This window comes from Autumnicola aciditolerans (assembly GCF_041679265.1).
Taxonomy (GTDB): Bacteria; Bacteroidota; Bacteroidia; order Flavobacteriales; family Flavobacteriaceae; genus Autumnicola.
Genome location: NZ_JBGFSM010000014.1, coordinates 69,092 through 91,285, shown reverse-complemented (window position 1 = coordinate 91,285; position 22,194 = coordinate 69,092). Strand labels below are relative to the sequence as shown.

General features: G+C 40.2%; 22 protein-coding genes and 1 tRNA gene. 13 read left to right on the top strand and 10 right to left on the bottom strand.

Annotation, left to right across the window (positions count from 1 at the left end):
- Window positions 1-88 precede the first annotated feature (88 nt).
- From AB8M93_RS14835 to AB8M93_RS14815, 5 genes are all read left to right on the top strand, one after another.
- Complete coding sequence (locus AB8M93_RS14835) at window positions 89-1,027, top strand: DUF368 domain-containing protein (RefSeq protein ID WP_373059069.1); 939 nt, start codon at window positions 89-91, stop codon at window positions 1,025-1,027.
- Window positions 1,014-2,024: a DUF368 domain-containing protein gene (locus AB8M93_RS14830; protein WP_373059067.1), complete on the top strand. Its 1,011-nt coding sequence runs from the start codon at window positions 1,014-1,016 to the stop codon at window positions 2,022-2,024. The genes AB8M93_RS14835 and AB8M93_RS14830 overlap by 14 nt, the downstream gene beginning before the upstream one ends.
- Window positions 2,021-2,767 (top strand): shikimate dehydrogenase family protein, encoded by a 747-nt coding sequence (locus tag AB8M93_RS14825; protein ID WP_373059065.1) that lies wholly within the window; start codon window positions 2,021-2,023, stop codon window positions 2,765-2,767. The genes AB8M93_RS14830 and AB8M93_RS14825 overlap by 4 nt, the downstream gene beginning before the upstream one ends.
- Window positions 2,768-2,863: 96 nt before the next feature.
- Window positions 2,864-5,299, top strand: a complete 2,436-nt coding sequence (locus tag AB8M93_RS14820) for a DUF349 domain-containing protein (protein ID WP_373059063.1) — start codon at window positions 2,864-2,866, stop codon at window positions 5,297-5,299.
- Window positions 5,300-5,366: 67 nt separating this feature from the next.
- Window positions 5,367-5,939 carry a class I SAM-dependent methyltransferase gene (locus AB8M93_RS14815; RefSeq protein WP_373059061.1) on the top strand — a complete coding sequence of 191 codons (573 nt, stop codon included), beginning with the start codon at window positions 5,367-5,369 and terminating at the stop codon, window positions 5,937-5,939.
- A 397-nt stretch (window positions 5,940-6,336) separates the two neighbouring features.
- On the opposite strand, the gene mazG is transcribed toward AB8M93_RS14815, so the two are convergent.
- The 5 genes from mazG to AB8M93_RS14790 form a co-directional block, all read right to left on the bottom strand.
- Window positions 6,337-7,110: a nucleoside triphosphate pyrophosphohydrolase gene (mazG, locus tag AB8M93_RS14810; protein WP_373059059.1), complete on the bottom strand. Its 774-nt coding sequence runs from the start codon at window positions 7,108-7,110 to the stop codon at window positions 6,337-6,339.
- A 74-nt stretch (window positions 7,111-7,184) separates the two neighbouring features.
- Complete coding sequence (locus AB8M93_RS14805; protein WP_373059057.1) at window positions 7,185-7,583, bottom strand: lipocalin-like domain-containing protein; 399 nt, start codon at window positions 7,581-7,583, stop codon at window positions 7,185-7,187.
- 183 nt (window positions 7,584-7,766) lie between these two features.
- Window positions 7,767-7,842: transfer RNA gene (locus tag AB8M93_RS14800), tRNA-His, on the bottom strand.
- A gap of 55 nt (window positions 7,843-7,897) precedes the next feature.
- Window positions 7,898-8,614 carry a bacillithiol biosynthesis deacetylase BshB1 gene (gene bshB1 / locus AB8M93_RS14795; protein ID WP_373059055.1) on the bottom strand — a complete coding sequence of 239 codons (717 nt, stop codon included), beginning with the start codon at window positions 8,612-8,614 and terminating at the stop codon, window positions 7,898-7,900.
- 10 nt (window positions 8,615-8,624) lie between these two features.
- Entirely contained in the window at window positions 8,625-9,776 is a 1,152-nt protein-coding gene (locus AB8M93_RS14790) for a trans-sulfuration enzyme family protein (protein ID WP_373059053.1), read from the bottom strand.
- A gap of 171 nt (window positions 9,777-9,947) precedes the next feature.
- On the opposite strand from AB8M93_RS14790, the gene AB8M93_RS14785 reads away from it, so the two are divergent.
- Window positions 9,948-10,325 (top strand): PH domain-containing protein, encoded by a 378-nt coding sequence (locus AB8M93_RS14785; RefSeq protein WP_373059051.1) that lies wholly within the window; start codon window positions 9,948-9,950, stop codon window positions 10,323-10,325.
- Between the two features lie 21 nt (window positions 10,326-10,346).
- Here AB8M93_RS14785 and AB8M93_RS14780 read toward each other — a convergent pair whose 3' ends face one another.
- The 3 genes from AB8M93_RS14780 to treA all read right to left on the bottom strand — a co-directional run bounded on the left by AB8M93_RS14780 (window position 10,347) and on the right by treA (window position 13,325).
- Window positions 10,347-11,072: a lipoprotein gene (locus tag AB8M93_RS14780; protein ID WP_373059049.1), complete on the bottom strand. Its 726-nt coding sequence runs from the start codon at window positions 11,070-11,072 to the stop codon at window positions 10,347-10,349.
- Between the two features lie 221 nt (window positions 11,073-11,293).
- Window positions 11,294-11,662: a DUF1622 domain-containing protein gene (locus tag AB8M93_RS14775; protein ID WP_373059047.1), complete on the bottom strand. Its 369-nt coding sequence runs from the start codon at window positions 11,660-11,662 to the stop codon at window positions 11,294-11,296.
- A gap of 52 nt (window positions 11,663-11,714) precedes the next feature.
- The gene (treA, locus tag AB8M93_RS14770; RefSeq protein ID WP_373059045.1) at window positions 11,715-13,325 is read right to left on the bottom strand and encodes an alpha,alpha-trehalase TreA; all 1,611 of its coding nucleotides are present in this window, start codon (window positions 13,323-13,325) and stop codon (window positions 11,715-11,717) included.
- A gap of 116 nt (window positions 13,326-13,441) precedes the next feature.
- Between treA and AB8M93_RS14765 the strand changes: the two genes are divergently transcribed.
- Together AB8M93_RS14765 and AB8M93_RS14760 are read left to right on the top strand one after the other, a co-directional pair.
- Window positions 13,442-13,900 (top strand): GNAT family N-acetyltransferase, encoded by a 459-nt coding sequence (locus AB8M93_RS14765; RefSeq protein WP_373059043.1) that lies wholly within the window; start codon window positions 13,442-13,444, stop codon window positions 13,898-13,900.
- Window positions 13,901-14,041: 141 nt separating this feature from the next.
- Window positions 14,042-14,866 carry an MBL fold metallo-hydrolase gene (locus AB8M93_RS14760; protein WP_373059041.1) on the top strand — a complete coding sequence of 275 codons (825 nt, stop codon included), beginning with the start codon at window positions 14,042-14,044 and terminating at the stop codon, window positions 14,864-14,866.
- A 117-nt stretch (window positions 14,867-14,983) separates the two neighbouring features.
- On the opposite strand, the gene AB8M93_RS14755 is transcribed toward AB8M93_RS14760, so the two are convergent.
- A complete protein-coding gene (locus AB8M93_RS14755; RefSeq protein ID WP_373059039.1) occupies window positions 14,984-15,250 on the bottom strand; it encodes a hypothetical protein in 267 nt (88 codons plus the stop codon).
- A 175-nt stretch (window positions 15,251-15,425) separates the two neighbouring features.
- A complete protein-coding gene (gene sucC / locus AB8M93_RS14750) occupies window positions 15,426-16,619 on the bottom strand; it encodes an ADP-forming succinate--CoA ligase subunit beta (protein WP_373059037.1) in 1,194 nt (397 codons plus the stop codon).
- Between the two features lie 233 nt (window positions 16,620-16,852).
- Here sucC and AB8M93_RS14745 point away from each other — a divergent pair, with 233 nt between their 5' ends.
- The 5 genes from AB8M93_RS14745 to AB8M93_RS14725 all read left to right on the top strand — a co-directional run bounded on the left by AB8M93_RS14745 (window position 16,853) and on the right by AB8M93_RS14725 (window position 22,191).
- Complete coding sequence (locus AB8M93_RS14745) at window positions 16,853-18,037, top strand: MFS transporter (protein ID WP_373059035.1); 1,185 nt, start codon at window positions 16,853-16,855, stop codon at window positions 18,035-18,037.
- 95 nt (window positions 18,038-18,132) lie between these two features.
- Window positions 18,133-19,350, top strand: coding sequence for a diaminopimelate decarboxylase (gene lysA, locus AB8M93_RS14740; RefSeq protein ID WP_373059033.1), 1,218 nt, complete (start codon window positions 18,133-18,135; stop codon window positions 19,348-19,350).
- A gap of 417 nt (window positions 19,351-19,767) precedes the next feature.
- On the top strand, window positions 19,768-20,664 hold the full coding sequence (locus AB8M93_RS14735) for a CHAD domain-containing protein (RefSeq protein WP_373059031.1): 897 nt from the start codon (window positions 19,768-19,770) through the stop codon (window positions 20,662-20,664).
- 123 nt (window positions 20,665-20,787) lie between these two features.
- Entirely contained in the window at window positions 20,788-21,333 is a 546-nt protein-coding gene (locus AB8M93_RS14730) for a 2'-5' RNA ligase family protein (RefSeq protein WP_373059029.1), read from the top strand.
- A gap of 75 nt (window positions 21,334-21,408) precedes the next feature.
- Window positions 21,409-22,191, top strand: a complete 783-nt coding sequence (locus AB8M93_RS14725) for an NIPSNAP family protein (protein WP_373059027.1) — start codon at window positions 21,409-21,411, stop codon at window positions 22,189-22,191.
- Window positions 22,192-22,194 lie beyond the last annotated feature (3 nt).

The window sequence follows — 22,194 nt, the reverse complement described above, 5'->3', positions numbered from 1 at the left end:
TTTACAAACTCAGTAACATTTTACCTTAAACTTTAAATTTTTTAACCTTTAACTTTTTTACCTTTGGCTTGAACTTTAAATACCGGGCATGCAACGAAGTTTCAAAGATTATTTTACCATTACCTTAAAAGGAATAGCCATGGGAGCCGCAGATGTGGTTCCGGGAGTTTCGGGAGGTACCATAGCTTTTATATCAGGCATTTATGAAGAACTTATCGCCACTATTGGAGGAGTGAATGTTGCCCTGCTTAAAGTATGGAAAACAGAAGGTTTTGCTGCCATGTGGAAGCAATTGAACGGTTCCTTTCTTGTGGCGCTGCTTTCCGGGATTTTAATAAGTGTCTTTACCCTTATGCGACTAACCAATTACCTGCTGGAAACACATCCCGTTCTTATCTGGTCTTTCTTTTTTGGACTTGTTCTTTCCAGCATCTGGTTTGTGGGCAGGCAGATTCCCAAATGGAATTTTAAAGTATTCCTTGCACTGCTTATGGGTGCTGCCGTGGCTTTTTATATTGTTTCCCTGCCCCCCATGGGCGCAAATTCCGGAACGCTTTTCCTGTTTTTCGCTGGGGCCGTGGCAATATGCGCCATGATCCTTCCCGGTATTTCCGGCGCTTTTATCCTATTGCTCCTGGGCGCCTATAAAACAGTTACAGAAGCTGCCCATGATTTCGATTTTAAAACCCTGGCCATTGTCGCCGTGGGTGCGATATTTGGATTATTATCCTTCTCCAGGCTTTTAAAGTGGCTTTTTAATAATTACAGCACAATAACCCTGGCAGTACTTACAGGATTTATCGCCGGCTCTTTAAATAAAATCTGGCCATGGAAGAAGGTGCTGGAAACCGCGACCTTTGGAGATAAAGAAATGGTAGTAAGGGAAACCTCTGTTTTACCCTGGAACTTTCCAGGAAACCCCCAAATCCTGTTCGCAGTGTTGCTTATGGCAGCGGGATTTCTATTGATAATCGCTCTGGAACATTTTGCCACCCAAAAACCTCTGAGCGAGAATGCAGCAGACTAGGACTATTACAGATAAAATATTTCTGGTCCTAAAAGGCCTTGCTATGGGAGCAGCCAATAAAGTTCCCGGTGTTTCCGGCGGGGTGGTGGCTTTTGTTGCAGGCTTTTACGAAGAATTTATATATTCCCTGCAAAAGGTAAATCTAAAGGCATTTAAACTCCTTATTAGCGGCAGGTTTAAAAGCCTTTTTCAGTATGTAAATGGGAAATTCCTGGGCCTGCTTATCCTTGGGATGCTCATTAGCTATTTTAGCGTATCCAAGCTCCTGGATTACCTTATTGTTCATTATGAATTATATGTTTGGTCCTCTTTCTTCGGGATGATTATTGGCTCCATTTATTACATTAGTAAAGATTTTGAAGAATGGAGCAAAAGAAGCCTTGCCTTTGTAATTCTAGGTATTGTACTGGGCACTGCCATTAGTTTTTTAGAACCGGCAAAGGAAAACGACAATCTCTGGTTTGTTTTCTTCTGCGGAATAATAAGTGTTTCGGGAATGACGCTTCCCGGATTCTCCGGCTCTTTTATCCTAATCCTGCTGGGAAATTACGTGCTCCTTCTGGTAGATTCGGTCAACACCCTTTACGACACTATTGCAGATATGCTAAGCCTGGATTTTAATTTCACCAGTGAACGTATAGAACTGTTAAAGATCCTGGTTGTTTTTACCCTTGGATCGCTTGCCGGCATGGTTTCGCTCTCACACCTGCTGGGCTACGTGTTAAAACGTTATAAAAAAGATACTTTTGCCATTATAATTGGCTTTATAACCGGTTCCCTTGGAGTGGTATGGCCGTGGAAAGAAAAAATCTTTAAGCGCGATCCTGCCGGTAATGCCCTGCTGGACAGCCGCGGTGATAAAATTATTGATAATTACGATCGCTATTTGCCCGATTTCGGAAATACCCAAACCTGGATCGCGATCTTCTTTATATTAGTTGGAATTGCCATTGTACTGGCCTTAGCCTGGTATGAAAAAAAGAATTCAGAAACATGAAACTGTACGGTCTTTTAGGAAAAAATATAGAGTACTCTTTTTCCCGTAGTTATTTTTCAGAAAAATTCCGCAGGGAAAATATAAAGGCAGAATATCATAATTTTGACATTCCCGCAATTGAGCACTTTCCGGATGTGCTAAGCCGGAATAAAGACCTGCAGGGTTTAAACGTTACCATTCCCTACAAGCAGTCGGTAATCAAATATCTGGACAGCCTGGATAGTAATGCCCAAGAAATTGGCGCGGTAAATACTATTAAAATAGGGGGAAACGGAAAACTTTCCGGCTATAATACAGATTTTTACGGTTTTGGCGAATCCATAAAACCCTTGCTAAAAAAACAACATTCCCAAGCACTGATTCTTGGAACCGGCGGCGCCTCAAAAGCAGTGGCCTATGCTTTAAAAAAACTGGGAATCCACTACAAATATGTTTCCCGAAATCCGGAAAAAGAACAGTTATCTTATACGGCGCTTTCCAAAGAGATTTTCCAGGCCAATAAGATAATTATAAACACTACCCCGCTGGGTACACATCCAGATATTCAAAACCACCCGCAGCTTCCTTATCACTTCTTTACCAAGAGTCACCTTGCTTACGATTTAATTTACAATCCTGCCACCACCAGATTCATGGAACTTGCTGCGAAAAATGGAGCAAAGACAATAAACGGATTAAAAATGTTGGAATTACAGGCTGAGAAAGCCTGGGAGATCTGGAATTCCGGAGAGGAAATTTTTTAAACTGTCCTTACAAATAAACCCAATCTCTTGTCCAATTTTTGGGGAGTTGTTATCTTTCAGGCATATTAATTATGATGAACGATAACATTGAAAGATATGTCTCAAGAAGAAAAGGATAAGGAAAAAAAAGAAGTTTCAGGCAATGTGCCTAAAGCTCCTGAAAATACTTTGGATTCCGCGGGAAAAGGTACTAAGGAAGGCGCAGCCGGTGAGGCTTCAAAGCCGGTGGGCGAATCCTCTTCTGAGGCTGCTAAAACTTCAGAGAAAAAGGCTGAAAACCTTGAAGACACAGTAAATCCCGCCAAGCCGGATGCCATTGAGGCAGATCCTGCTTCAGAAGAAGAAAAAGAGGCGGCTGCAGAAAAAATTTCTGCTTCAGAAGAAAAGGATTTAGAGGAAAATGATACGGCGGCGGCGGTAATTCGGGAAAATGAAAAACAGCAAAACCGCGGTGAGAATAATGAAGATAAATTTTCTGAAGGTGTTCATTATGAGGAAGCTTCTAAAAATGCTTCCGCAGAAAAAACTACCACGGCAGCTAAATATGAGGAACCTGATGCCCGTGAAAGTGAAGTTCCACATCCTGAAAATGATACCGCCGGTGCATTTGTACAGGAAAATAAGAAGCAGGAAACAATTTCTGCCAACAGTAAATCCCGTGCGCAGGAAGATAATGATGATGAAGATGATGTGGATCATGTTGGCGGGGCAATTCTGGACGAAAACAGGAAATCTCCTAAAACTCATCAGGAAGATGTAGACGAGGCGGTTGCTGAAGAAAGTGAAGATGAAAGTGCCGGAGAGCGGCATGATATTGAAAAGAAAGATTATCATTCCATGAGCAAGGAACAACTTGCCAACGAGCTGGAATCTTTGCTGAAAAAAGAAAAAGTACAGGCCATTAAAGAACATGTTATTGAAATTCGCACAGAATTTAATGCAAAGTTTGATGAGGAACTGGAAGAGAAAAAAGAAGATTTTCTGGCCGATGGCGGCAATATTATAGATTTTCACTACTCTACCCCGCTTAGCAAACGATTCAACGATTTGTACTTTGATTATAAAGAAAAAAGAAACCGTTATTATAAGCAACTCAAACAGGACCTTAACCAGAACCTGAACAAGCGCCTTGAAATTATTGAAGAATTAAAAGGCCTTATAGATGTTGAAGAAAACATCAATACTACTTACAAGCATTTTAAAGATTTGCAGGATCGCTGGAAAGTGGCGGGTGCTATTCCGCGGGACAAATACAATACCGTATGGAATACTTACCACCACCATGTGGAGAACTTCTATGATTTCCTGCACCTAAACCGGGAATTTCGTGACCTGGACTTTAAACACAACCTGGAGCAAAAATTAAAGGTAATTGACCGTGCCGAGGAACTGGCAGAAGAAAAAGATATTAATCGTGCTTTCAGGGAATTACAAATGCTCCACAAAATGTGGAAAGAAGAGCTGGGACCGGTTGCTAAAGAATACCGTGAAGATATCTGGACCCGGTTTAGCGAGGCCACAAAAAATATCCACGATAAGCGGCAGGAATATTTTAACCAGCTGGATGAGCAGTATGAAAAAAACTGGGAAAGCAAGCAGGAAATTATTGCTCAGATAAGAGAGATTGCCAACCAGGACTTTAACAGCCACAATAAATGGCAGCAAAAAATTAAAGAAATTGAAGCTTTAAGGGAGCAGTTTTTTAAAGCTGGTAAAGTTCCCCGTTCCAAAAACGAAGAAACCTGGAGTGAATTTAAGCAGACGGTTAGAAAATTTAATCGTAAGAAAAATTCCTTTTATAAAGAACTTAAAAAGCAACAATACGATAATCTTGAGAAAAAGAAAGACCTTATTAAAATTGCTGAAGATAATAAAGACAATGATGATTTCAAGACCGTTACCCCGCTAATGAAAAAGATCCAGGCAGACTGGAAGAAGATAGGGCATGTGCCCAGGAAGGACAGTGACAAGGTTTGGAAACAATTTAAAGCAGCCTGCAATCACTATTTTAATAAGCTTCACGCCAGCAGGAATGAGGAAAACAAAGAAGAATCTGAAGCTTTTGAACAAAAAAAACAAATCCTGGATAAATTAAAAGCCATGGATTTGAGCGGGAATAAAGAAGAAGATCTTGAAAAAATAAAAGCGCAGATCTCGGCATGGAAAAAAATTGGCAAGGTCCCTTATAATAAACGTTTTATAGAAGGAAAGTTTAATAAAACACTAGACCAGTTATTTGGAAAATTAGATGTTAAGCATTCCAGGGCAGAAATGCTGAAATACGAGAACAAGCTGCAAAGCCTTAATGACGCCGATGATGAAAAGCAAATCAGGAATGAGCACTATTTCCTCAGCAAAAAAATTGAAGAAACTAAAGCAGAAATAAGGCAGTTGGAAAACAACCTGCAGTTCTTTTCCAATGTAGATGATGATAACCCGCTGGTACAGGAAGTCCACAAAAATATAAATGACCATAAGGCGCAGCTGGAAGTATGGAAAAAGAAGCTGAGTAAGGTAAAGAACCTCTATTAAAAATATACTTTAAATGCTTTGCAGTTTATGCAATGGGAGAACACGGCCTTTCCATAAATGGAAAGGTATGGATTATGCCCGCTGTGAAAACTGCAAAGCTGTTTTACTCCTGCCCGACTGCTACCTTACTTCCAAAGACGAAAAAAACCGCTATCTCCGGCACCACAATGATGTTTCAGACCCAAATTACATCAGGTTCACCGCGCCACTAACAAACGCTGTTCTCAAGGATTTCCCCAAAGAAGCTGTTGGGCTGGATTATGGTTGCGGAACAGGGCCGGTAATTGCAAACCAACTGAAAAGTAGGAATTATCATGTGGCCCTTTATGATTATTTCTTTAAAAATGATAAAGACCTGCTAAAGAAGAAATATGATTTTATTATTTGTTCTGAAGTGATGGAACATTTTCATTATCCGGCGGCAGAGTTCCGCGAACTTTCATCGATGTTAAATCCCGGCGGAAAACTGTATTGTAAAACTTCCCTCTATTCTGATGCCGTGGATTTTGAAAACTGGTACTATAAAAACGACAATACCCACGTGATTTTTTACGCCGAAGAAAGCCTGAAATGGATCCAGGAAAATCATGATTTCAATTGCGTAGAAATTTCAGAAGGGCTGATTGTTTTTAAAAAGTAAATTTCATCATTAGCTTTAAGCCTTAAGCTTCGGGCAAATTGGCAGTTATTCCAGGTCAATTTTGCTGATTCATGAACTATAAATTTAAATTTTCGCCGCAGTATCCACTGCTTCCGAAGACCAAGTTAAACTTCTCATTCTCCACTTTTCACTTTCCACTGATTTACTACTTCTCCCGCAGATTTCCTCAGAAAAATAACTCCGAAATCCGAACTAAAAACCGGAACCAAAGTCTAACTTCAAACTTTCCACTTTCCACTTTCCACTTTTCACCTTTCACTTTTCACTTTTCACTTTTCACTTTTTGCTTTTCGCTTTCCACTCTTCACTGCCCGCAGACCTACGCAGAAAACCAAGTTCAAAATCTCAACAAAAACCCGCACTAACTTCAAACTTTTCACAGTTTTTTGGCTTCATTCCAGAAAACATCCATTTCTGCCAAAGTCATATCCTTCAGGGCCTTTTGCTGCTCTTTGGCTTTTTCTTCCAGATACTGGAAGCGCTTGATAAATTTCTTATTTGTCCTTTCCAGGGCATTTTCAGGATTTACTTTTAGGAAACGGGCATAATTGATCATAGAAAAAAGAACATCCCCAAATTCGGCTTCTATTTCATCTTTATTGTCAACTTTAACCTCATCCTGCAGTTCTGCCAGCTCTTCCTGAAGTTTTTCAAAAACCTGCTGTGGTTCTTCCCAGTCAAAACCCACCCCGGCAACTTTATCCTGGATACGATTGGCTTTTACCAAAGCCGGCAGGGAACGGGGAACACCTTCCAGCACACTTTTCTTGCCCTCCTTTAACTTTAGATTTTCCCAGTTTTTCTTCACCTCTTCTTCATTGGAAACTTTTACATCCCCATAAATATGAGGGTGCCTGGAAATAAGTTTTTCACAGATGGAATTCGCCACATCTGCAATATCAAAATGATTGGTCTCACTGCCAATTTTGGCATAGAATACAAGATGAAGCAAAACATCGCCAAGCTCTTTCTTCACTTCTTCCATGTCCTTATCTAATATCGCATCTCCAAGCTCATAGGTTTCCTCAATGGTGAGGTGCCGCAGGGATTCCATGGTTTGCTTGCGGTCCCAGGGGCATTGCTCCCGTAGCTCGTCCATAATGGTTAAAAGCCTGTCAAATGCTTTAAGCTGTTCTTCTCTTGAATTCATGCTGAATCTTATTTTTCGTAAAAATAAGATTTTGAAGAAGAGAAAGAGAAAATAAGCAGGAAGAAAATCTATGCTTAATCTATCCTTTTATATTTGTAAAGGCAGGCTTCTGTACAACCCACCCCACCTAAAATCATAGTATTGGAAGCTAAAGTATTAATCCTCCAGCGCAATTGCTGGTCACCACAATCCAAAATTAAGAAAGTATCATCAAAAGAATATTCCCCTTCACCACAATTCTGCAATCCGGAAGCATTAAAAGTTCCGTCTTCTGAAAAAGTAAGCATGTGGTCACCGGTTGCCGCCTGCCATTCAGTTTCTCCCCCGGGGCTTAAATATGTTTCGGTAAGTTTCCAGGTTCCGGATATATTCTGAACATTTACATCCAGGACAATGATTTCCTCATCTTCTGAATTACAACCAAAAATCATTAAAAAGAAGGCCAGCCCGGCAATATGTAGTAATGCTTTCATATTTTTTGTTTATAATAAGATGCTTCCACTCTAAAAAGGTTGCGCCACAATTCTAAACTTATACCCCTTGCAGTATTTTCTCATGAGAAGGAAATAAAATCAGCAGAAAAGCCTCCACAATACACCAGAGGACCTGGGATATTGTATAAAAAAAGCCTTCTGGTTTCCCAGAAGGCTTATAAAGGGTGGAAGACCGGGTTCGAACCGGCGACCTCCTGAACCACAATCAGGCGCTCTAACCAGCTGAGCTACAACCACCATTTTATTGCGGTTGCAAATGTAAGTTAATTATACATTTCTGCAAAGAAAAATATTTAAATAAGGTCAAAAACAGAATCTACGGCCACGTACCGCTCTGCAGTAAATCCCTCGCCATAATCTGTATTAATAATTCTACCTAAATCCCGGGCGCGGTAATTAATGCTTTGCAGAAAATTACTACTGGAAATAGGAGTTTGCGGTTCCTTGCTTTCCGCATCAAAAAACTGTGTCTTATAAGCTTTTACAGCTTCCATTTTCTTATCGATAAAACCACTGATATCTACCACAAAATCCGGTTCCAGGTTTTTCCATTGGATATAGTGAAAAACATGTTTTGGTCTCCAGGCTTCCTGTTTCTTCCGGTCATGTATGGTTTCAATTTTTCGCAATCCGCTTAAAAAACAGGCATCACTTACCAGTTTGGCGCCTTTTCCATGATCTATATGCCGGTCATCAACTGCATTGCACAACACAATTTCTGGCCTGTACCTTCTTAAGATCTTAATAATCTCAAGTTGGTGGGACGTATTATTAATAAAAAATCCATCGCTAAATTCAAGGTTATGCCTCATTTTTACGCCAAGGATCTTTGCGGCTTCTGCAGCTTCCACATCACGGGTTTCCGCAGTGCCCCGGGTACCCAGTTCTCCTCGGGTAAGGTCAAGAATCCCCACTTTTTTTCCCCTGTCCACTTCTTTTGCAATGGTTCCTGCGCAACTTAGTTCCACATCATCCGGATGGGATCCTACCGCCAAAATATCTAATTTCATTCTCTTTTAATTATTTTATCTGGCCCAGTGCCTGTTCTATATCATCTATAAGATCTTCCTTTTCTTCTATGCCTACTGAAAAACGCAACAAGCCGTCACGAATTCCCTGTTTTTCCCTTTCTTCAGGAGTAAGCAGCCCGTGAGAAGTTTTTGAGGGGGACAGAATGGTGGATTCCACTCCCGCCAGGCTCATAGAAGACTTAATTAATTTCAATTTCTTCTGAAATAACTCGGCATCCAGTCCTTCTTTTAATTCAAAAGAAAGCATTCCGCCAAAGCCTTTCATCTGGGAGGCGGCCACTTTGTGGTCTGGATGTGATTCCAGGCCAGGATAATACACACTGGCGATATCCTGATGCTGATGCAGAAATTCAGCTAAAATCATCGCGTTCTCATTTTGCGCTTTTACCCGTAATCCCATAGTTTTAAGGCTTCGTTCCAAGAGCCATACAGTATAGTCACTCAAACTCCCGCCAAAATTTTTGGCAAGCTGAAAGATCTTATCGATATGCGCTTCAGAAGCTATAGCTGTACCGGCAAGAATATCACTGTGCCCGCCCATATATTTGGTTGCCGAATGCAGGACCACATCTATTCCCAAATCAATAGGATTTTGATTCACGGGCGAGGCAAAGGTATTGTCTATCATGCTCACCAGTCCGTGTTTTTTGGCAATTTCAGCAACAGCCTTAATATCGGTTACCGTGAGCAATGGATTGGAAGGAGTCTCAATGTAAATCACCTTCGTATTTTCCTTTACTTCCTTTTCAAAAGATGCGGGCGCGTAATCCTGAGTAAAAGTGTACTCTATCCCAAATTTATCAAATTCTTCCACCACTAGGTTGCTGGTGCCGCCGTACAAGGTATTTTGAAATACCACATGGTCACCTTTATGCAAAAATGCCAGGAGTGCCGTACTTACAGCGGCCATCCCGCTGCCAAAAATAAGCGCGGCTTCTCCATGTTCCAGGGCGGCCATTTTTTGGGCCAGCGCCACCTGGTTTGGGGTATTGAAATAACGAGGGTAGCGTTTTACCTCAACCTCTTCAAAAGCATAGGAGGTAGACATATATAGCGGGGATATCGCTCCTTTAAACTGTTGGTCTTCAAGCTCCCCTGTATGCGTACAAATGGTGTTTATACCTTTATATTTTTCAGCCATTAAATAAATTTAAATCTTGATTTCTAATTTTTTTCTAAGGTAAAAAGAATATCCTAAAAACTGCCTGGTTTGCAGGTGTAGAAAAGCCTGGTTTTAAAAAACACCAAAGCATTAGAAATGTTTCCTGTGCTTTTTCTTACATTTAATCTGAAACAAATTTAATTTTAAATTATGAGCATACTTTCTTCCCTTATGGGAAATGCCGGAGCAATAGATAAAAATGAGCTGCAGAAGGAATATGGAAAACTATTAATCCCTACTGAAACCGTTGAAGCGGGTTTTAAACTCATTAGGGATACTTTTATATTTACCAATAAAAGGCTTATTATAATTGATGTACAGGGAATTACCGGAAAGAAAACCGAATATTTCTCAGTGCTTTACAAAAGCATCAGCAGGTTTAGCGTGGAAACAGCAGGTAGTTTTGACCTGGACGCAGAACTTAAAATATGGATCTCTGGAGAATCCACTCCTTCCATCTCTAAAAAATTTAATAAAAAGGTAAATATTTATGAAGTTCAAAAACTCCTGGCTGAATTCACCCTGTAAATCGTAAAATTGCTACTCAACCTAATATTTTACCGCAGTCCATTCTTTGTAATCTTCTTCTCCAAAAGTATAAGTCCCGCTCATGGTATTGCCTTCAATTTTACCCGTTAATATATAGGAAGTCGCTTCTGGATCTCCTTGTAAATAATAAGTTAAGGAATCGCCATCCAGGGTCCAGGTACCTTCTGTTGCATACACTCCGGGAGTTGCAGGTTCATCATAGAATGCAGTACCATCCTCGTAGAATTCCACATCTCCATGCCAGTTACGTGCCTCTTCATCAGGAAAATGATTAAAATAAAAATCCCATTTTGTACCGGCAAGATCTTCTGTTACCAAATTAATTTCCTCGCCATAAGCCACTCCTCCTTCAGTCTCTGCAAATATCCTGAAATAGTAATTTTCGCCCGGGATAAGGCCATCTATAATTGTAGTAAAGGACAACATTGTACCTGTTGAACTTTCTTTAAGCAATACTGCCTGCGTTGCCCGGCTTTCATCAATCAGGTGATCATTTATGGTAGGCTGTGGATTATTGCTCCACACTACCCCATAGGCAAGGAGAGCTTCTCCTTTGTTTTCTACGGAGCCTTTAATCTCTATGCTGGTTAAGGTTATAACAGCGTTAGTTGACTCTGTTTCCGTAAAAACTTTGGCAAGCTGATTTTCTTCAGGCGTGGCTTGCTCATCTTCACTACATCCTGTTAAAAGCAAAAGCGATAGTAAAAGGTAAAATACTCTTTTCATAATATTGGATTTTAAATGAAGTATAATCTTACCAATTATAGAAAGCAGCAGCAATACCCAATTAATGGTATTTCTTTACATCCTGTAGTTATAGTTGAAGCAAAGCAACTGAAATACCTTAAATTAAGGGGTGAGTAGAGCAATTACCAATACCGGTGATCTAAACTAAAACCTGTTTGAGAAGATATTTAGATAAGAAATATAAAACCTACACAACAATTTCAGGAATTCTTGTCCAGAGGCTTTTCAGAGTCTTTACGCTGCCAGGGAAACTTCCCTTCTATTTCAAGCTCAATAGACAAACTTAAAAAGGTCCTGATAAGGACAATTACTCCAAGGGCAAGCACGCGGTTCATCGTGGGCTCGGTGACCACCGTGGCAATTATATCTCCCGCCACCAGGATTTCCAGGCCAAGCAGGATTCCTTTTCCCAATTCCTGGCGAAGCAACCTGTAGGATCGCTGCCCTCCTTTTTGCATTGAAAAAATAAATTTCCCCAGCGCCAGCACCGTGCCAACAATAATAGAAATTATCCCCGCGGCTTCAATAATTTTCGCAGTGTATTCTATATAAACTTCTATATTTTCCATAGCAATAATTTGAGCAATCTGAAATTAAAAATTTAATGCAGGAACAACCAAATTATTCGTTAGATAGTTTCTGGTAAACGCCGTTAGTCCACCCAAAACCATCCTGAGTGGGATATTCTCCACCTCCACTTTTTTTACTTACATCTTCCACATTATATTTTTCCAGTAGTTTGTAAGTGCGTCCATAAACATCTCTATTTAACTGCAGCCACCTCTTTTTGATCCTGGCAGCCAGATTGGTTTTATTATAATCTCGCAGCGCTTTAATGCTTATCCACTGCAAAGGTGCCCAGCCATTGGGCGCGTCCCACTGCTGGCCGGTATGGTAAGGAGTAGTAACCACACCACCGGGTTTAAGGAAAATTCCCTCTACTTTCTCAGCAACTTCAGCAGCCTGTGCCGCAGTAGCAATTTCAAAAAACAATGGATAAAGGCCAGCTAAAGAAAGTACTTCTGTAGTTTTATTTCTGCGGAAGTTATAATCCATAAAAAACTCATTTTCTTCATTCCAGAAGTATTTTGATATTAAAGCTTTTCGCTGTGTCGCCTTTTTTCTAAAATTTTCTGCTTCTAAAGAGTTCCCTTCAATGCTATAAGCATGGGAAATGGTTTTTTCAAGATTATAAAGCAGCGAATTTAAATCTACAGGAAGAATAGCTGTGGTATGGATGGTATAGAGGTTAAAAACTCCCGTAGAATCCTTATCCATCCAGCGGCTGGAAAAATCCCAGCCAGATTCTGCCGCGGCACGCAGGTCCCTGTACACTCCTTCTTTGGTGAGTTCAGGAAATTTTGCTACAGCTTCCCTTGCCGTCTCCAAATCTTCCCGATAACTCTCGGGTCGTGGCTGTGGTTGATCATCCCAATAACGGTTAAGTAATTCCCCTTCTTCCAGCCGTACCACTCTGCCGGAAGCAGGATGGTCTGCAGAAATTTCTGAGGCCCCGGCCATCCAGAATTCATATTCCTCCAACATTTCCTCAAGATACTCGGTGTAAACCTCTTCTCCTTCTTCTTCAGCCAATACCTCTATCATCATTGCAAAAAAAGGAGGTTGTGACCTGCCAAGGTAATAGGTGCGGTTTCCATTTGGAATAAAACCATAGGTGTTAAGGAGAAAAGCAAAATTATCTATCATATTCCTTATCGTCTCTACTTCTCCATCCTGCTGCAGGCCAAGCATTGTAAAGTAACTGTCCCAGTAATAAACTTCTCGAAAGCGACCACCAGGTACAATGTAGGGATCAGGCAAAGCGATACGTGTGCCGGAAATCTTTTCGTCTGCAGGTCGCTTCAGCACATCCCATAGCTTACGGATATGGGTATTTATAGAAGATGAATCTGTGGTATAAACCACTGCACCATTACCGGGAATGTCAAAATTCCGTTTTACAAAAGCCGAAACAGAAGCCGGGGTTTTATTCTGTAAATTTTTATATTCCTGCCGTATTTTCTTTGCATCCTTTAAAGGCTGTGCATCTACAAAAGTTTTACTATCTGAAAATATCTCTTTATTTTGAACGTCGTAAAATAATTGGCCATACAATTGCTCCGGGGGCAGTACGGTGGCCGAATTCTTTTCTACCGTATTAACTGAAGAACAAGCCGCTAAAAACATGAGGGAAAAACCAAAAAAATAGGAAGGAAAATTGCTTTTTTTCATGCGGTGGAATTCTTTATCCAGTTAAGTTATGAAATATTCCCTTTCCGCCGAAATTACAAGGATTTTAGCAGAAGTATTTTATAGATTTGCCCGGGAAATAAAACTGTGTAAAATCCATGGAAATTCTTTCTTATTCTTCTGAATATGCAAACGCTTTTAAAGAATTAAATTTAGAGTGGCTTAATAAATATTTTTGGGTGGAACCTCATGACGAAGAAGTGCTTGGGAATCCGGAAAGGTACATCATAAATCCGGGAGGAAGTATTTTCTTTGTAAAAGAGCAGGATATCATAATTGCTACGGTGGCTTTAATGAAAATAAAAGAAGGTGTTTTTGAGCTTACTAAAATGGCGGTATCACCACTTTACCAGGGAAAGAAAACGGGGCAAAAACTCCTGGAACACTGCATTGCTTTTGCAAAGAAAAAAGGTTGGGACCATTTAATAATATACTCCAACAGAAAACTGGAAAATGCGGTTTATATCTATAAAAAATTTGGTTTCAGGGAAATCCCTATTGAAAAAAATAATCCTTATGCCCGCGGGGATATAAAAATGAAGTTGAACCTTTCTTAAATCTTTATTAAAGCAAATCCTCTTCAATTACCGGTTATGTAACTTTATAGCCTGTTGCGTTAAAATAAAATCTGTAGCAACAAAAGTATAACCAAACAGCTTTCCGGATATCAAAATACCGGAGCTATAAAACTAAGTTAAATGAAAAAAATTATTACCCTTTTTAGCTTTGCAGCGGTTTTAGCCGGCTGCAAAAATGAAAACAATAAAGAAAAGGAAATGGAAACGGAACCTAATGAACTGGCCGAAACGGCTACTATGGATCAGGAACCGGACACCACTTTTGTAGACATTGAGCCAATTTCCCACGCCACTGCAGTATTCCATTGGGGAGACGATGTATTTTATACCGATCCGGTAGGTGGTGCTGAAGCCTTCGCTGAAGCTGAGACACCGGATTTTGTGCTTATTACAGATATCCATAGTGACCATATGGATGCCAAAACGCTGCAGGCTCTTGAACTGGACAGTGTACAAATTATTGTCCCGAAGGCGGTAAAAGAGCAATTACCCTCTGAAATGAGCGACCAGCTTATCGTGATGAATAATGGCGAGACCATAGAACATATGGGATACACTATTACTGCTATCCCCATGTATAATTTACCTGAATCTGAAGATGCCATGCATGTAAAAGGCAGGGGAAATGGTTACGTACTGGAGAAAAACGGCAAAAGATTATACATCTCCGGAGATACTGAAGATACTCCGGAAATGAGAAAGCTTGAAAATATAGATGTAGCTTTGGTTTCTATGAATTTACCTTACACCATGCCTGTAGACCAGGCGGCGGATGGAGTTTTGGCTTTCGCACCTAAAAAAGTTTATCCTTACCACTACCGTGGCCAGGATGGGCTTGCTGATGTTGATAAATTTAAACAGCTGGTAAACCAAAAGAATAAAGATATTGAAGTAGTTCTGCTGGACTGGTATCCGGAGATGTCAAAAAGCGGACAGGATCAATAACAACTGGAAAAATCTTTTTACTGTACAAAAAAGCTGGCCGTTGATTGCGGCCAGCTTTTTATTTTTAATCTCGCGTTTCCTGATTGAAAAAATGACGATGAAGTATTAAGCTTCTTATTAATGGCAGCTAATATTCTTTTTGCATGGATCAAGCGGGGTTTTTGTTTTTCTATAGTTAATGTGGAATTTAAGATTATGCCTTATTGCTTTATCTCCAGTGTCTATCTCACCAGCTTGTTCTAAATATCGGGTATGCCCTTTTAGCAGATGCTCTAGTTCTAATTTCACCATTTTCTTCTCGTTTTTAAGGTCTACGTTCTTTGCAGTCACACCGTAGATGCTAAATAACAACATTAGCATTAAAAAGGCAGGTTTCTTCATCATACTTCATTTAAGGGTTACATTAAAAAGACCTTCCCAAAATACTTTTTGTTACATAAAAATTTAATTTTAAGAATAATTTAACAACCGCCTTCAGCAGGAAATTTGATGATGGTTTCTTTTATAAACAAAAAAGCCGCCAAAAAAGGCAGCTTTTATAGTAAAAAATTTTTTTTTTTTAAGACAGCACTTCCTGCACTTTATCTGCAGCTTCCTGGAATTCTACCGCACTGTGCACACCAAGTCCGCTTTCATCAATCAATTTCTTGGCTACATCGGCATTTGTTCCCTGCAATCTTACAATAATTGGAACATTAATGGCATCTCCCATATTTTTATAGGCATCAACAATACCCTGGGCTACGCGGTCGCAACGCACAATTCCTCCAAAGATATTAATAAGAATGGCTTCCACTTTATCATCTTTAAGAATAAGGCGAAAGGCCTCCTCTACTCTTTTGGCATCTGCAGTACCTCCAACATCAAGGAAATTAGCAGGTTCTCCCCCTGCCTGTTTTATAAGATCCATTGTTGCCATAGCAAGCCCGGCACCATTTACCATACATCCAACATTTCCATCGAGATCTACATAATTAAGGCCCACTCTTTTGGCTTCAACCTCAGTTGGGTTCTCTTCTCGAATGTCTCTCATTTCAGCATAATCTTTATGACGAAAAAGGGCATTGTCATCTAAGGTTACCTTAGCATCCACGGCCATAATTTTATCGTCACTGGTTTTTAAAACCGGATTGATTTCAAAAAGTGAAGAATCAGACTTTTCAAAAGCTTTGTATAGAGATAATACAAACTTCACCATCTCTTTAAAACCGGTTCCGCTTAATCCAAGATTAAAAGCAATGCGACGTGCCTGGAAAGGCAGTAATCCAACCGCAGGATCTATTTCTTCAGTAAAGATAAGATGAGGGGTTTCTTCGGCCACTGTTTCAATATCCATTCCACCTTCAGTAGAATACATAATCATATTCCTGCCTGTGGAACGGTTAAGCAAAACAGACATATAATATTCTTCAGGTTCTTTATCCCCGGGGTAGTATACGTCTTCTGCAACCAATACCTGGTGAACTTTTTTACCTTCAGCACTGGTTTGGGGAGTAACAAGGTTCATCCCAATAATATTTCCTGCAATTTCTTCAACCTCCTTCAGGTTTTTGGCAAGTTTCACCCCGCCACCTTTACCACGGCCCCCGGCATGTACCTGTGCTTTAATCACATGCCAACCGGTTCCGGTTTGTTCGGTTAATTCTTTTGCAGCATTTACTGCCTCTTGTGCATTATGGGCTACAATGCCTCTCTGGATACGAACTCCAAAGCTGTTTAGTATCTCTTTTCCTTGATATTCATGTATGTTCATAATCAGGTATTTCTTCTGTATTATTTATGGTGAACAAAAGTAACAAATACAATACTACTGTACCAATCTTTTTTAATTAAGTCCTGCGTCAATAGCCTATTTATTCCAGTTGAAATAAAAAATAGAAGTGTTTGCTCCGGATGGTTACCAGCTAAAAGGTTATCGTAGATTTTTAGTACTACTTGCCTTAAACCGTGAATTCTACTGTATTTTTGCCCTTTAATTTTTGAAAGATGAATAAAGCATTAATCGCGTTAGCCATTGGAGGTTTTGGAATAGGAATGACGGAATTTGTGATTATGGGAATTCTTCCTGAAATAGCCACTGCTTTGGAAATAAGCATCCCGCAGGCGGGACATTTTATTTCTGCTTATGCCCTGGGCGTGGTGGTGGGGGCGCCATTGCTCACAGGAATAGGATCTAAATGGCCGGCCCACAGGGTGTTGTTATTCCTTATGCTGTGGTTTACAGTTTTTAATACGCTTTCTGCTTTTGCCAATTCTTACACCCTGCTGTTAATTTCCCGTTTTCTTTCAGGGCTGCCCCATGGCGCTTTCTTCGGAATTGGAGCCGTGGTGGCCGGGCAACTGGCAAAGCCCGGTAAATCTGCCAAAGCCATTGCCACAATGTTTACCGGCTTAACCGTGGCCAACGTCTTAGGCGTACCTTTAGGAACCTACCTGGGGCAAAATTTTAGTTGGAATGTTTCTTTTATAGCAGTGGGTGTGGTTGGAATCCTGGCAATCCTGGGAATAAAATTCTGGATGCCGGAACTTTCCCGGCCATCTTCCAACGGGATTGTGAAAGACCTGAAAGTATTAAAAAAACTCGAGTTGTGGATGGTTATCCTCCTCACCACCATTGGCACCGGCGGCTTCTTTGCCTGGTACAGCTATATTGCACCGCTTATTACAGATGTGGCCGGGCATCCTGAAAGTATGGTGAGTTACGCAATGATCCTTGCCGGCATTGGCATGGTTCTGGGCAACCTTATAGGTGCTAAGCTTGCGGAAAAGTTCAGCCCTATATATTCTGTTTTAATTTCCCTGATGTTAATGGTTATCGTTTTAATTGCTAACACCTACCTGGCTTCAGATAAAATAGGAGTGCTTGTAATGACCTTTATTATCGCCACGGTTGCCTTCAGCCTTTCCACACCAATTCAAATGGCAGTGATCAATTCGGCAAAAGGATCAGAAATGCTGGGATCTTCTTTAAACCAGAGCGCTTTTAACATGGGAAATGCCTCCGGGGCCTACCTTGCAGGTTTACCTATTGCGTATGGCTATGGTTTTACCTCGGCAGATCTTGTGGGCGCGGCAATGGCAGGTGCCGGTATTTTTATAGCGCTTGGCGTGATAAGGATTAGAAAACAGAACGCACAGAAATTTGAATTACAATCTGAACCGGCTTCCTAAAAATAACATTTTGTATAAATACGTTATTTTTGAAATTTCGCTTTGTAATTAAATGAAATTCTCCTGTATTTTTGCGACCTAATATTCAAGAATAGATGAACAATCAAGATTTGCTTAAAGTAGCTGAAGAATTTGGAAGCCCCGTATATGTTTATGATGCTGAAAAAATTATTTCCCAGTATCAAAGGCTTACTAATGCTTTTAATGTGGAAAAACTTCGTATCCATTACGCCGTAAAAGCGCTTTCAAATATTTCCATTCTTAAATTACTGAATTCCCTTGGCTGCGGACTGGATACGGTTTCTATACAGGAAGTAAAACTTGGCATTGAAGCGGGCGTTGATCCTGCAAATATCATTTATACCCCAAACGGCGTTTCCCTGGAAGAAATTGAAGAAGTGGTGCAACTGGGAGCGCAAATAAATATAGACAACCTTTCTATTTTAGAACAATTTGGCACAAAACATCCTGGTACCCCGGTTTGCATCAGGATCAATCCGCATGTGATGGCGGGAGGAAATTCCAAAATCTCGGTAGGCCATATAGATTCCAAATTCGGGATTTCCATTCACCAGATGCCGCATTTGCAAAGAATTGTACAAAATACCGGCATGAACATTAACGGGATCCACATGCATACGGGAAGCGATATTCTTGATATTGGGGTTTTTCTTTATGCTTCTGAAATTCTTTTTGATGCCGCGAAACATTTTAAGGACCTTGAGTTTATCGATTTTGGCAGCGGGTTTAAAGTGCCTTATAAAGAAGGCGACATAGAAACAGATATTGAAGACCTGGGCCAACAACTTACCAGCCGTTTTGAGAAATTCTGCAAGGAGTACGGCCGGGAACTTACGCTGGCTTTCGAGCCGGGAAAATACCTGGTGAGCGAAGCCGGAAAATTCCTGGCAAAGGTAAACGTGATCAAGCAAACCACTTCTACGGTTTTTGCCGGAATAGATTCCGGTTTCAATCATCTCATCCGGCCTATGTTCTACGGTTCCCATCATGAAATTACCAATATTTCCAATCCCGATGGCAAGGCGAGATTTTATTCGGTAGTGGGCTATATTTGCGAGACCGATACTTTTGCCAGCAACAGGAGGATTTCTGAAATTACCGAAGGGGATATTCTTGCCTTCAGCAATTCCGGCGCCTATTGTTTCTCTATGGCGAGCAATTTTAATTCAAGATATCGTCCTGCCGAAGTTTTATGGTATAAGGCCGAAGCCCATCTTATAAGGAAAAGAGAAACTTTTGAAGACCTTTTACAACACCAGGTGCCGGTAGAACTAAGTGTGGAAAGCGTTTAAATATTTTCTGTTGTTTTTAAGAATTGGAAGTTCTGCAGGAATTGAGCTATAATTTTCGGCCGGCAATTTAACAGTTTTATCTAAAATTGATTTTTAAATCATAGTTGTTCGGTAAAACTTTACAAAAAAACCACAAAGTCCCGTGGATACAACTATCTGAAGCTGTTGCTGTTCTTCAGGGCTCGCTTTTGATCTGCTTTCCATTTCATTTATTTTCAAAACTAGCAATTGCGAAGAGTTGTAATTATCCCCAATTAATTCTCATCAAATCTTTATTCTTGTTTACAGCAACGAAGCGATTTTTGGTCTTTTACCCGCACACTACTATTTCTAAATCTAATCTACACTTGGTATTTTAATAAAACCCTAACCATTTCTGTAGCTTAAATTAGGTATCTTAAAGCAAAATTCCGAAAAATGAGCTATAAGCTGGAAAAGCAGGAAGAACTTAAAGAAAGCATCAGCAGGATCGCTTCTGAAGAAATTGAATTCTGCATCGCTTCCCTTAAAAATACCAATCTTCATGAAGCCGTTCATGAAATAAGGAAAAGCCTTAAAAAACTGCGTGCGCTGGCCCGGCTCTTCAGAGATGAACTGGGAGAAAAGAAATATAAGGAGATCAATATCTTTTTTCGTGATTTGGGGCAGGAACTATCTCCCATTCGTGATCTTACCGCACATATGGAAACCATTGGCATTTTGCAGGAGCGCTATGGGGATCATATTTATGTAAAATTCTTTAATAGCATCGTGCAGGAACTGGAAAAAGAACGGGACTCCCTGGAAAAGGAATTAAAAGAGAAAAAGTTTTTCTCTGAATATATTCTGGACCAATTTACCGGTGCACAGGAAGAATTTACAGAATGGCCGGTAAAATCTACAGACCTTGCTGTAGTACTACCAGGACTTAAGCTCACGTATGAACGCGGTATGGATGCTTTGGAAGAAGCCTATGCTCAACCTGATGCTGCCAATTTTCATGAATGGAGAAAACGGGCAAAATACCTTTGGCACCAGCTGCAGTTAATGGAACAACTCTGGCCGCAATTCTTTAAAACCTGGGCAGATGAAGTACACAAGCTTGCCGATTTTCTTGGGGATGACCATGATCTTATGATTTTACATGAAAAATTAAATTCTCCCGAAATTCAGCTGAAAGATGAAAAGCAGATGGAAATGCTGCATGCGTTAATTAAAGAATACAGCGAACATTTACGTGCGGAAGCTGAACTGCAGGGCAGCCTGGTTTATGCTGAAAAGCCTAAGGCTATAAAAAAACGAATGCTTAAATACATCAGGACGAACTGGAATTAGGCTTACACTGCGGTGCCCTGAGATTGCTTTGGCTAGACTGCCTAGAAATAAAAGGATACAACCACCAGACTCCTATAAAGAAACGAATCTGCTCAAAGATAACGCCTGTATTAAGCAAACCTCATGAAGAAAAGTTTATACTTTATAGCCATTGTGCCTGATGCTCAACTTGAAGAAAAAATCAGGAGACTAAAGCTGGAGATCAGGAAAAAATATGATTCTGCGAAAGCTTTAAAATTACCTGCACATATAACATTGCAGATTCCCTTCAAAATAAACGAAGAAGACGAGACAAGCCTTTTGGAAACACTTCAAATAATTGTAAAAAATCAAAAATCCTTTGATGTGCAAATTTCAGGATTTGGCAGGTTTTCCTCCCGTACAATTTTTATCAATGTTGTCAATCCTGCAACAGTTATATCCCTGCACAGTAAAGTTCAAAGCGCTTTGGATGAAAAGTTTAAATTAAATGAACGGGAGAGAACCAAAAAAATCCATCCGCATATTACTATTGCCAAAAGAGACCTTAGCAGGCTAAATTTTCAAAAGGCATGGCCACAATTCGAAAACAGGAGTTTTGAAGAGGCTTTTACAGCAGGGGGTTTAATTGTTTTCAGGCATAACGGAAAAATTTGGGAGATGCTTCAGGAATTTAGTTTCCCTCAGTAAAAAGCTTCTGCAAATACCGGAATTTTGTAGCTTTACAGTTAACGCATGTTAATTTAAATTTACAATTCAGGAAAAATGAAGAAAATTATTTTCGGCCTTAGTGCTTTCGTTCTGCTTTGCTGCTTTATTCCAACAGTACATGCCCAGGAACAGCAGTTTTATCAGCTAAAAATTTATAATTTTAAAAGCAACGAACAGGTACAAAGGGCTGATGATTTTTTTGAAAATGCGTATTTACCAGCTTTGGCCGAACTGGGAATTGATAAGGTGGGCGTTTTTAAGCCAAAAGCAACAAGTGAACCCGATAGCCTTAAGTATATTTATGTACTTCTTCCATTTACTTCCCTGGAACAGTGGGAAGATTTAGATAACCGGCTGGCTAACAATAATATTTATTTAAAGGAGGGCCGCGAATTCCTGGAATCTTCAGCCAACAACCTGCCTTATCTAAGATTCAGTTCCATTCTTCTAAAGGCCTTTAAAGATCATCCTGTATTGCAAACACCAGCTCTGGATACCCCGCCTGAAGAGCGTGTATATGAATTGAGAAGCTACCAGTCCCCCACCAGGAAATTTTTCAGGAACAAATTAAAAATGTTCAATGAAGGCGGAGAAGTAAAATTATTTGATGAACTTGGCTTTAATGCTGTTTTTTACGGGGAGGTGATCTCAGGACCGGAAATGCCAAATTTGATGTATATGACCACCTTTGCCAACCAGGAAAGCAGGGAACAACACTGGCAGGCATTTTCCAGTGCTCCCGCCTGGAAAGTTCTTAGCGCTAAAGAAGAATATGCAGATAATGTTTCGCATATTGATATTATATACCTTTACCCAACAGAATATTCAGCCTATTAATTT

What these genes read in the sequence shown, in the direction of transcription:
- AB8M93_RS14765 (WP_373059043.1), top strand. Translation starts at nt 13,442, where the DNA reads ATGGAAATTCTTTCTTATTCTTCTGAATATGCAAACGCTTTTAAAGAA.
- AB8M93_RS14790 (WP_373059053.1), bottom strand. Translation starts at nt 9,776, where the DNA reads ATGGCTGAAAAATATAAAGGTATAAACACCATTTGTACGCATACAGGG.
- AB8M93_RS14725 (WP_373059027.1), top strand. Translation starts at nt 21,409, where the DNA reads ATGAAGAAAATTATTTTCGGCCTTAGTGCTTTCGTTCTGCTTTGCTGC.
- treA (WP_373059045.1), bottom strand. Translation starts at nt 13,325, where the DNA reads ATGAAAAAAAGCAATTTTCCTTCCTATTTTTTTGGTTTTTCCCTCATG.
- AB8M93_RS14830 (WP_373059067.1), top strand. Translation starts at nt 1,014, where the DNA reads ATGCAGCAGACTAGGACTATTACAGATAAAATATTTCTGGTCCTAAAA.
- AB8M93_RS14775 (WP_373059047.1), bottom strand. Translation starts at nt 11,662, where the DNA reads ATGGAAAATATAGAAGTTTATATAGAATACACTGCGAAAATTATTGAA.
- AB8M93_RS14735 (WP_373059031.1), top strand. Translation starts at nt 19,768, where the DNA reads ATGAGCTATAAGCTGGAAAAGCAGGAAGAACTTAAAGAAAGCATCAGC.
- AB8M93_RS14785 (WP_373059051.1), top strand. Translation starts at nt 9,948, where the DNA reads ATGAGCATACTTTCTTCCCTTATGGGAAATGCCGGAGCAATAGATAAA.
- mazG (WP_373059059.1), bottom strand. Translation starts at nt 7,110, where the DNA reads ATGAATTCAAGAGAAGAACAGCTTAAAGCATTTGACAGGCTTTTAACC.
- AB8M93_RS14825 (WP_373059065.1), top strand. Translation starts at nt 2,021, where the DNA reads ATGAAACTGTACGGTCTTTTAGGAAAAAATATAGAGTACTCTTTTTCC.
- AB8M93_RS14835 (WP_373059069.1), top strand. Translation starts at nt 89, where the DNA reads ATGCAACGAAGTTTCAAAGATTATTTTACCATTACCTTAAAAGGAATA.
- lysA (WP_373059033.1), top strand. Translation starts at nt 18,133, where the DNA reads ATGAACAATCAAGATTTGCTTAAAGTAGCTGAAGAATTTGGAAGCCCC.
- sucC (WP_373059037.1), bottom strand. Translation starts at nt 16,619, where the DNA reads ATGAACATACATGAATATCAAGGAAAAGAGATACTAAACAGCTTTGGA.
- AB8M93_RS14805 (WP_373059057.1), bottom strand. Translation starts at nt 7,583, where the DNA reads ATGAAAGCATTACTACATATTGCCGGGCTGGCCTTCTTTTTAATGATT.
- AB8M93_RS14760 (WP_373059041.1), top strand. Translation starts at nt 14,042, where the DNA reads ATGAAAAAAATTATTACCCTTTTTAGCTTTGCAGCGGTTTTAGCCGGC.
- bshB1 (WP_373059055.1), bottom strand. Translation starts at nt 8,614, where the DNA reads ATGAAATTAGATATTTTGGCGGTAGGATCCCATCCGGATGATGTGGAA.
- AB8M93_RS14730 (WP_373059029.1), top strand. Translation starts at nt 20,788, where the DNA reads ATGAAGAAAAGTTTATACTTTATAGCCATTGTGCCTGATGCTCAACTT.
- AB8M93_RS14815 (WP_373059061.1), top strand. Translation starts at nt 5,367, where the DNA reads ATGGATTATGCCCGCTGTGAAAACTGCAAAGCTGTTTTACTCCTGCCC.
- AB8M93_RS14820 (WP_373059063.1), top strand. Translation starts at nt 2,864, where the DNA reads ATGTCTCAAGAAGAAAAGGATAAGGAAAAAAAAGAAGTTTCAGGCAAT.
- AB8M93_RS14780 (WP_373059049.1), bottom strand. Translation starts at nt 11,072, where the DNA reads ATGAAAAGAGTATTTTACCTTTTACTATCGCTTTTGCTTTTAACAGGA.
- AB8M93_RS14745 (WP_373059035.1), top strand. Translation starts at nt 16,853, where the DNA reads ATGAATAAAGCATTAATCGCGTTAGCCATTGGAGGTTTTGGAATAGGA.
- AB8M93_RS14755 (WP_373059039.1), bottom strand. Translation starts at nt 15,250, where the DNA reads ATGATGAAGAAACCTGCCTTTTTAATGCTAATGTTGTTATTTAGCATC.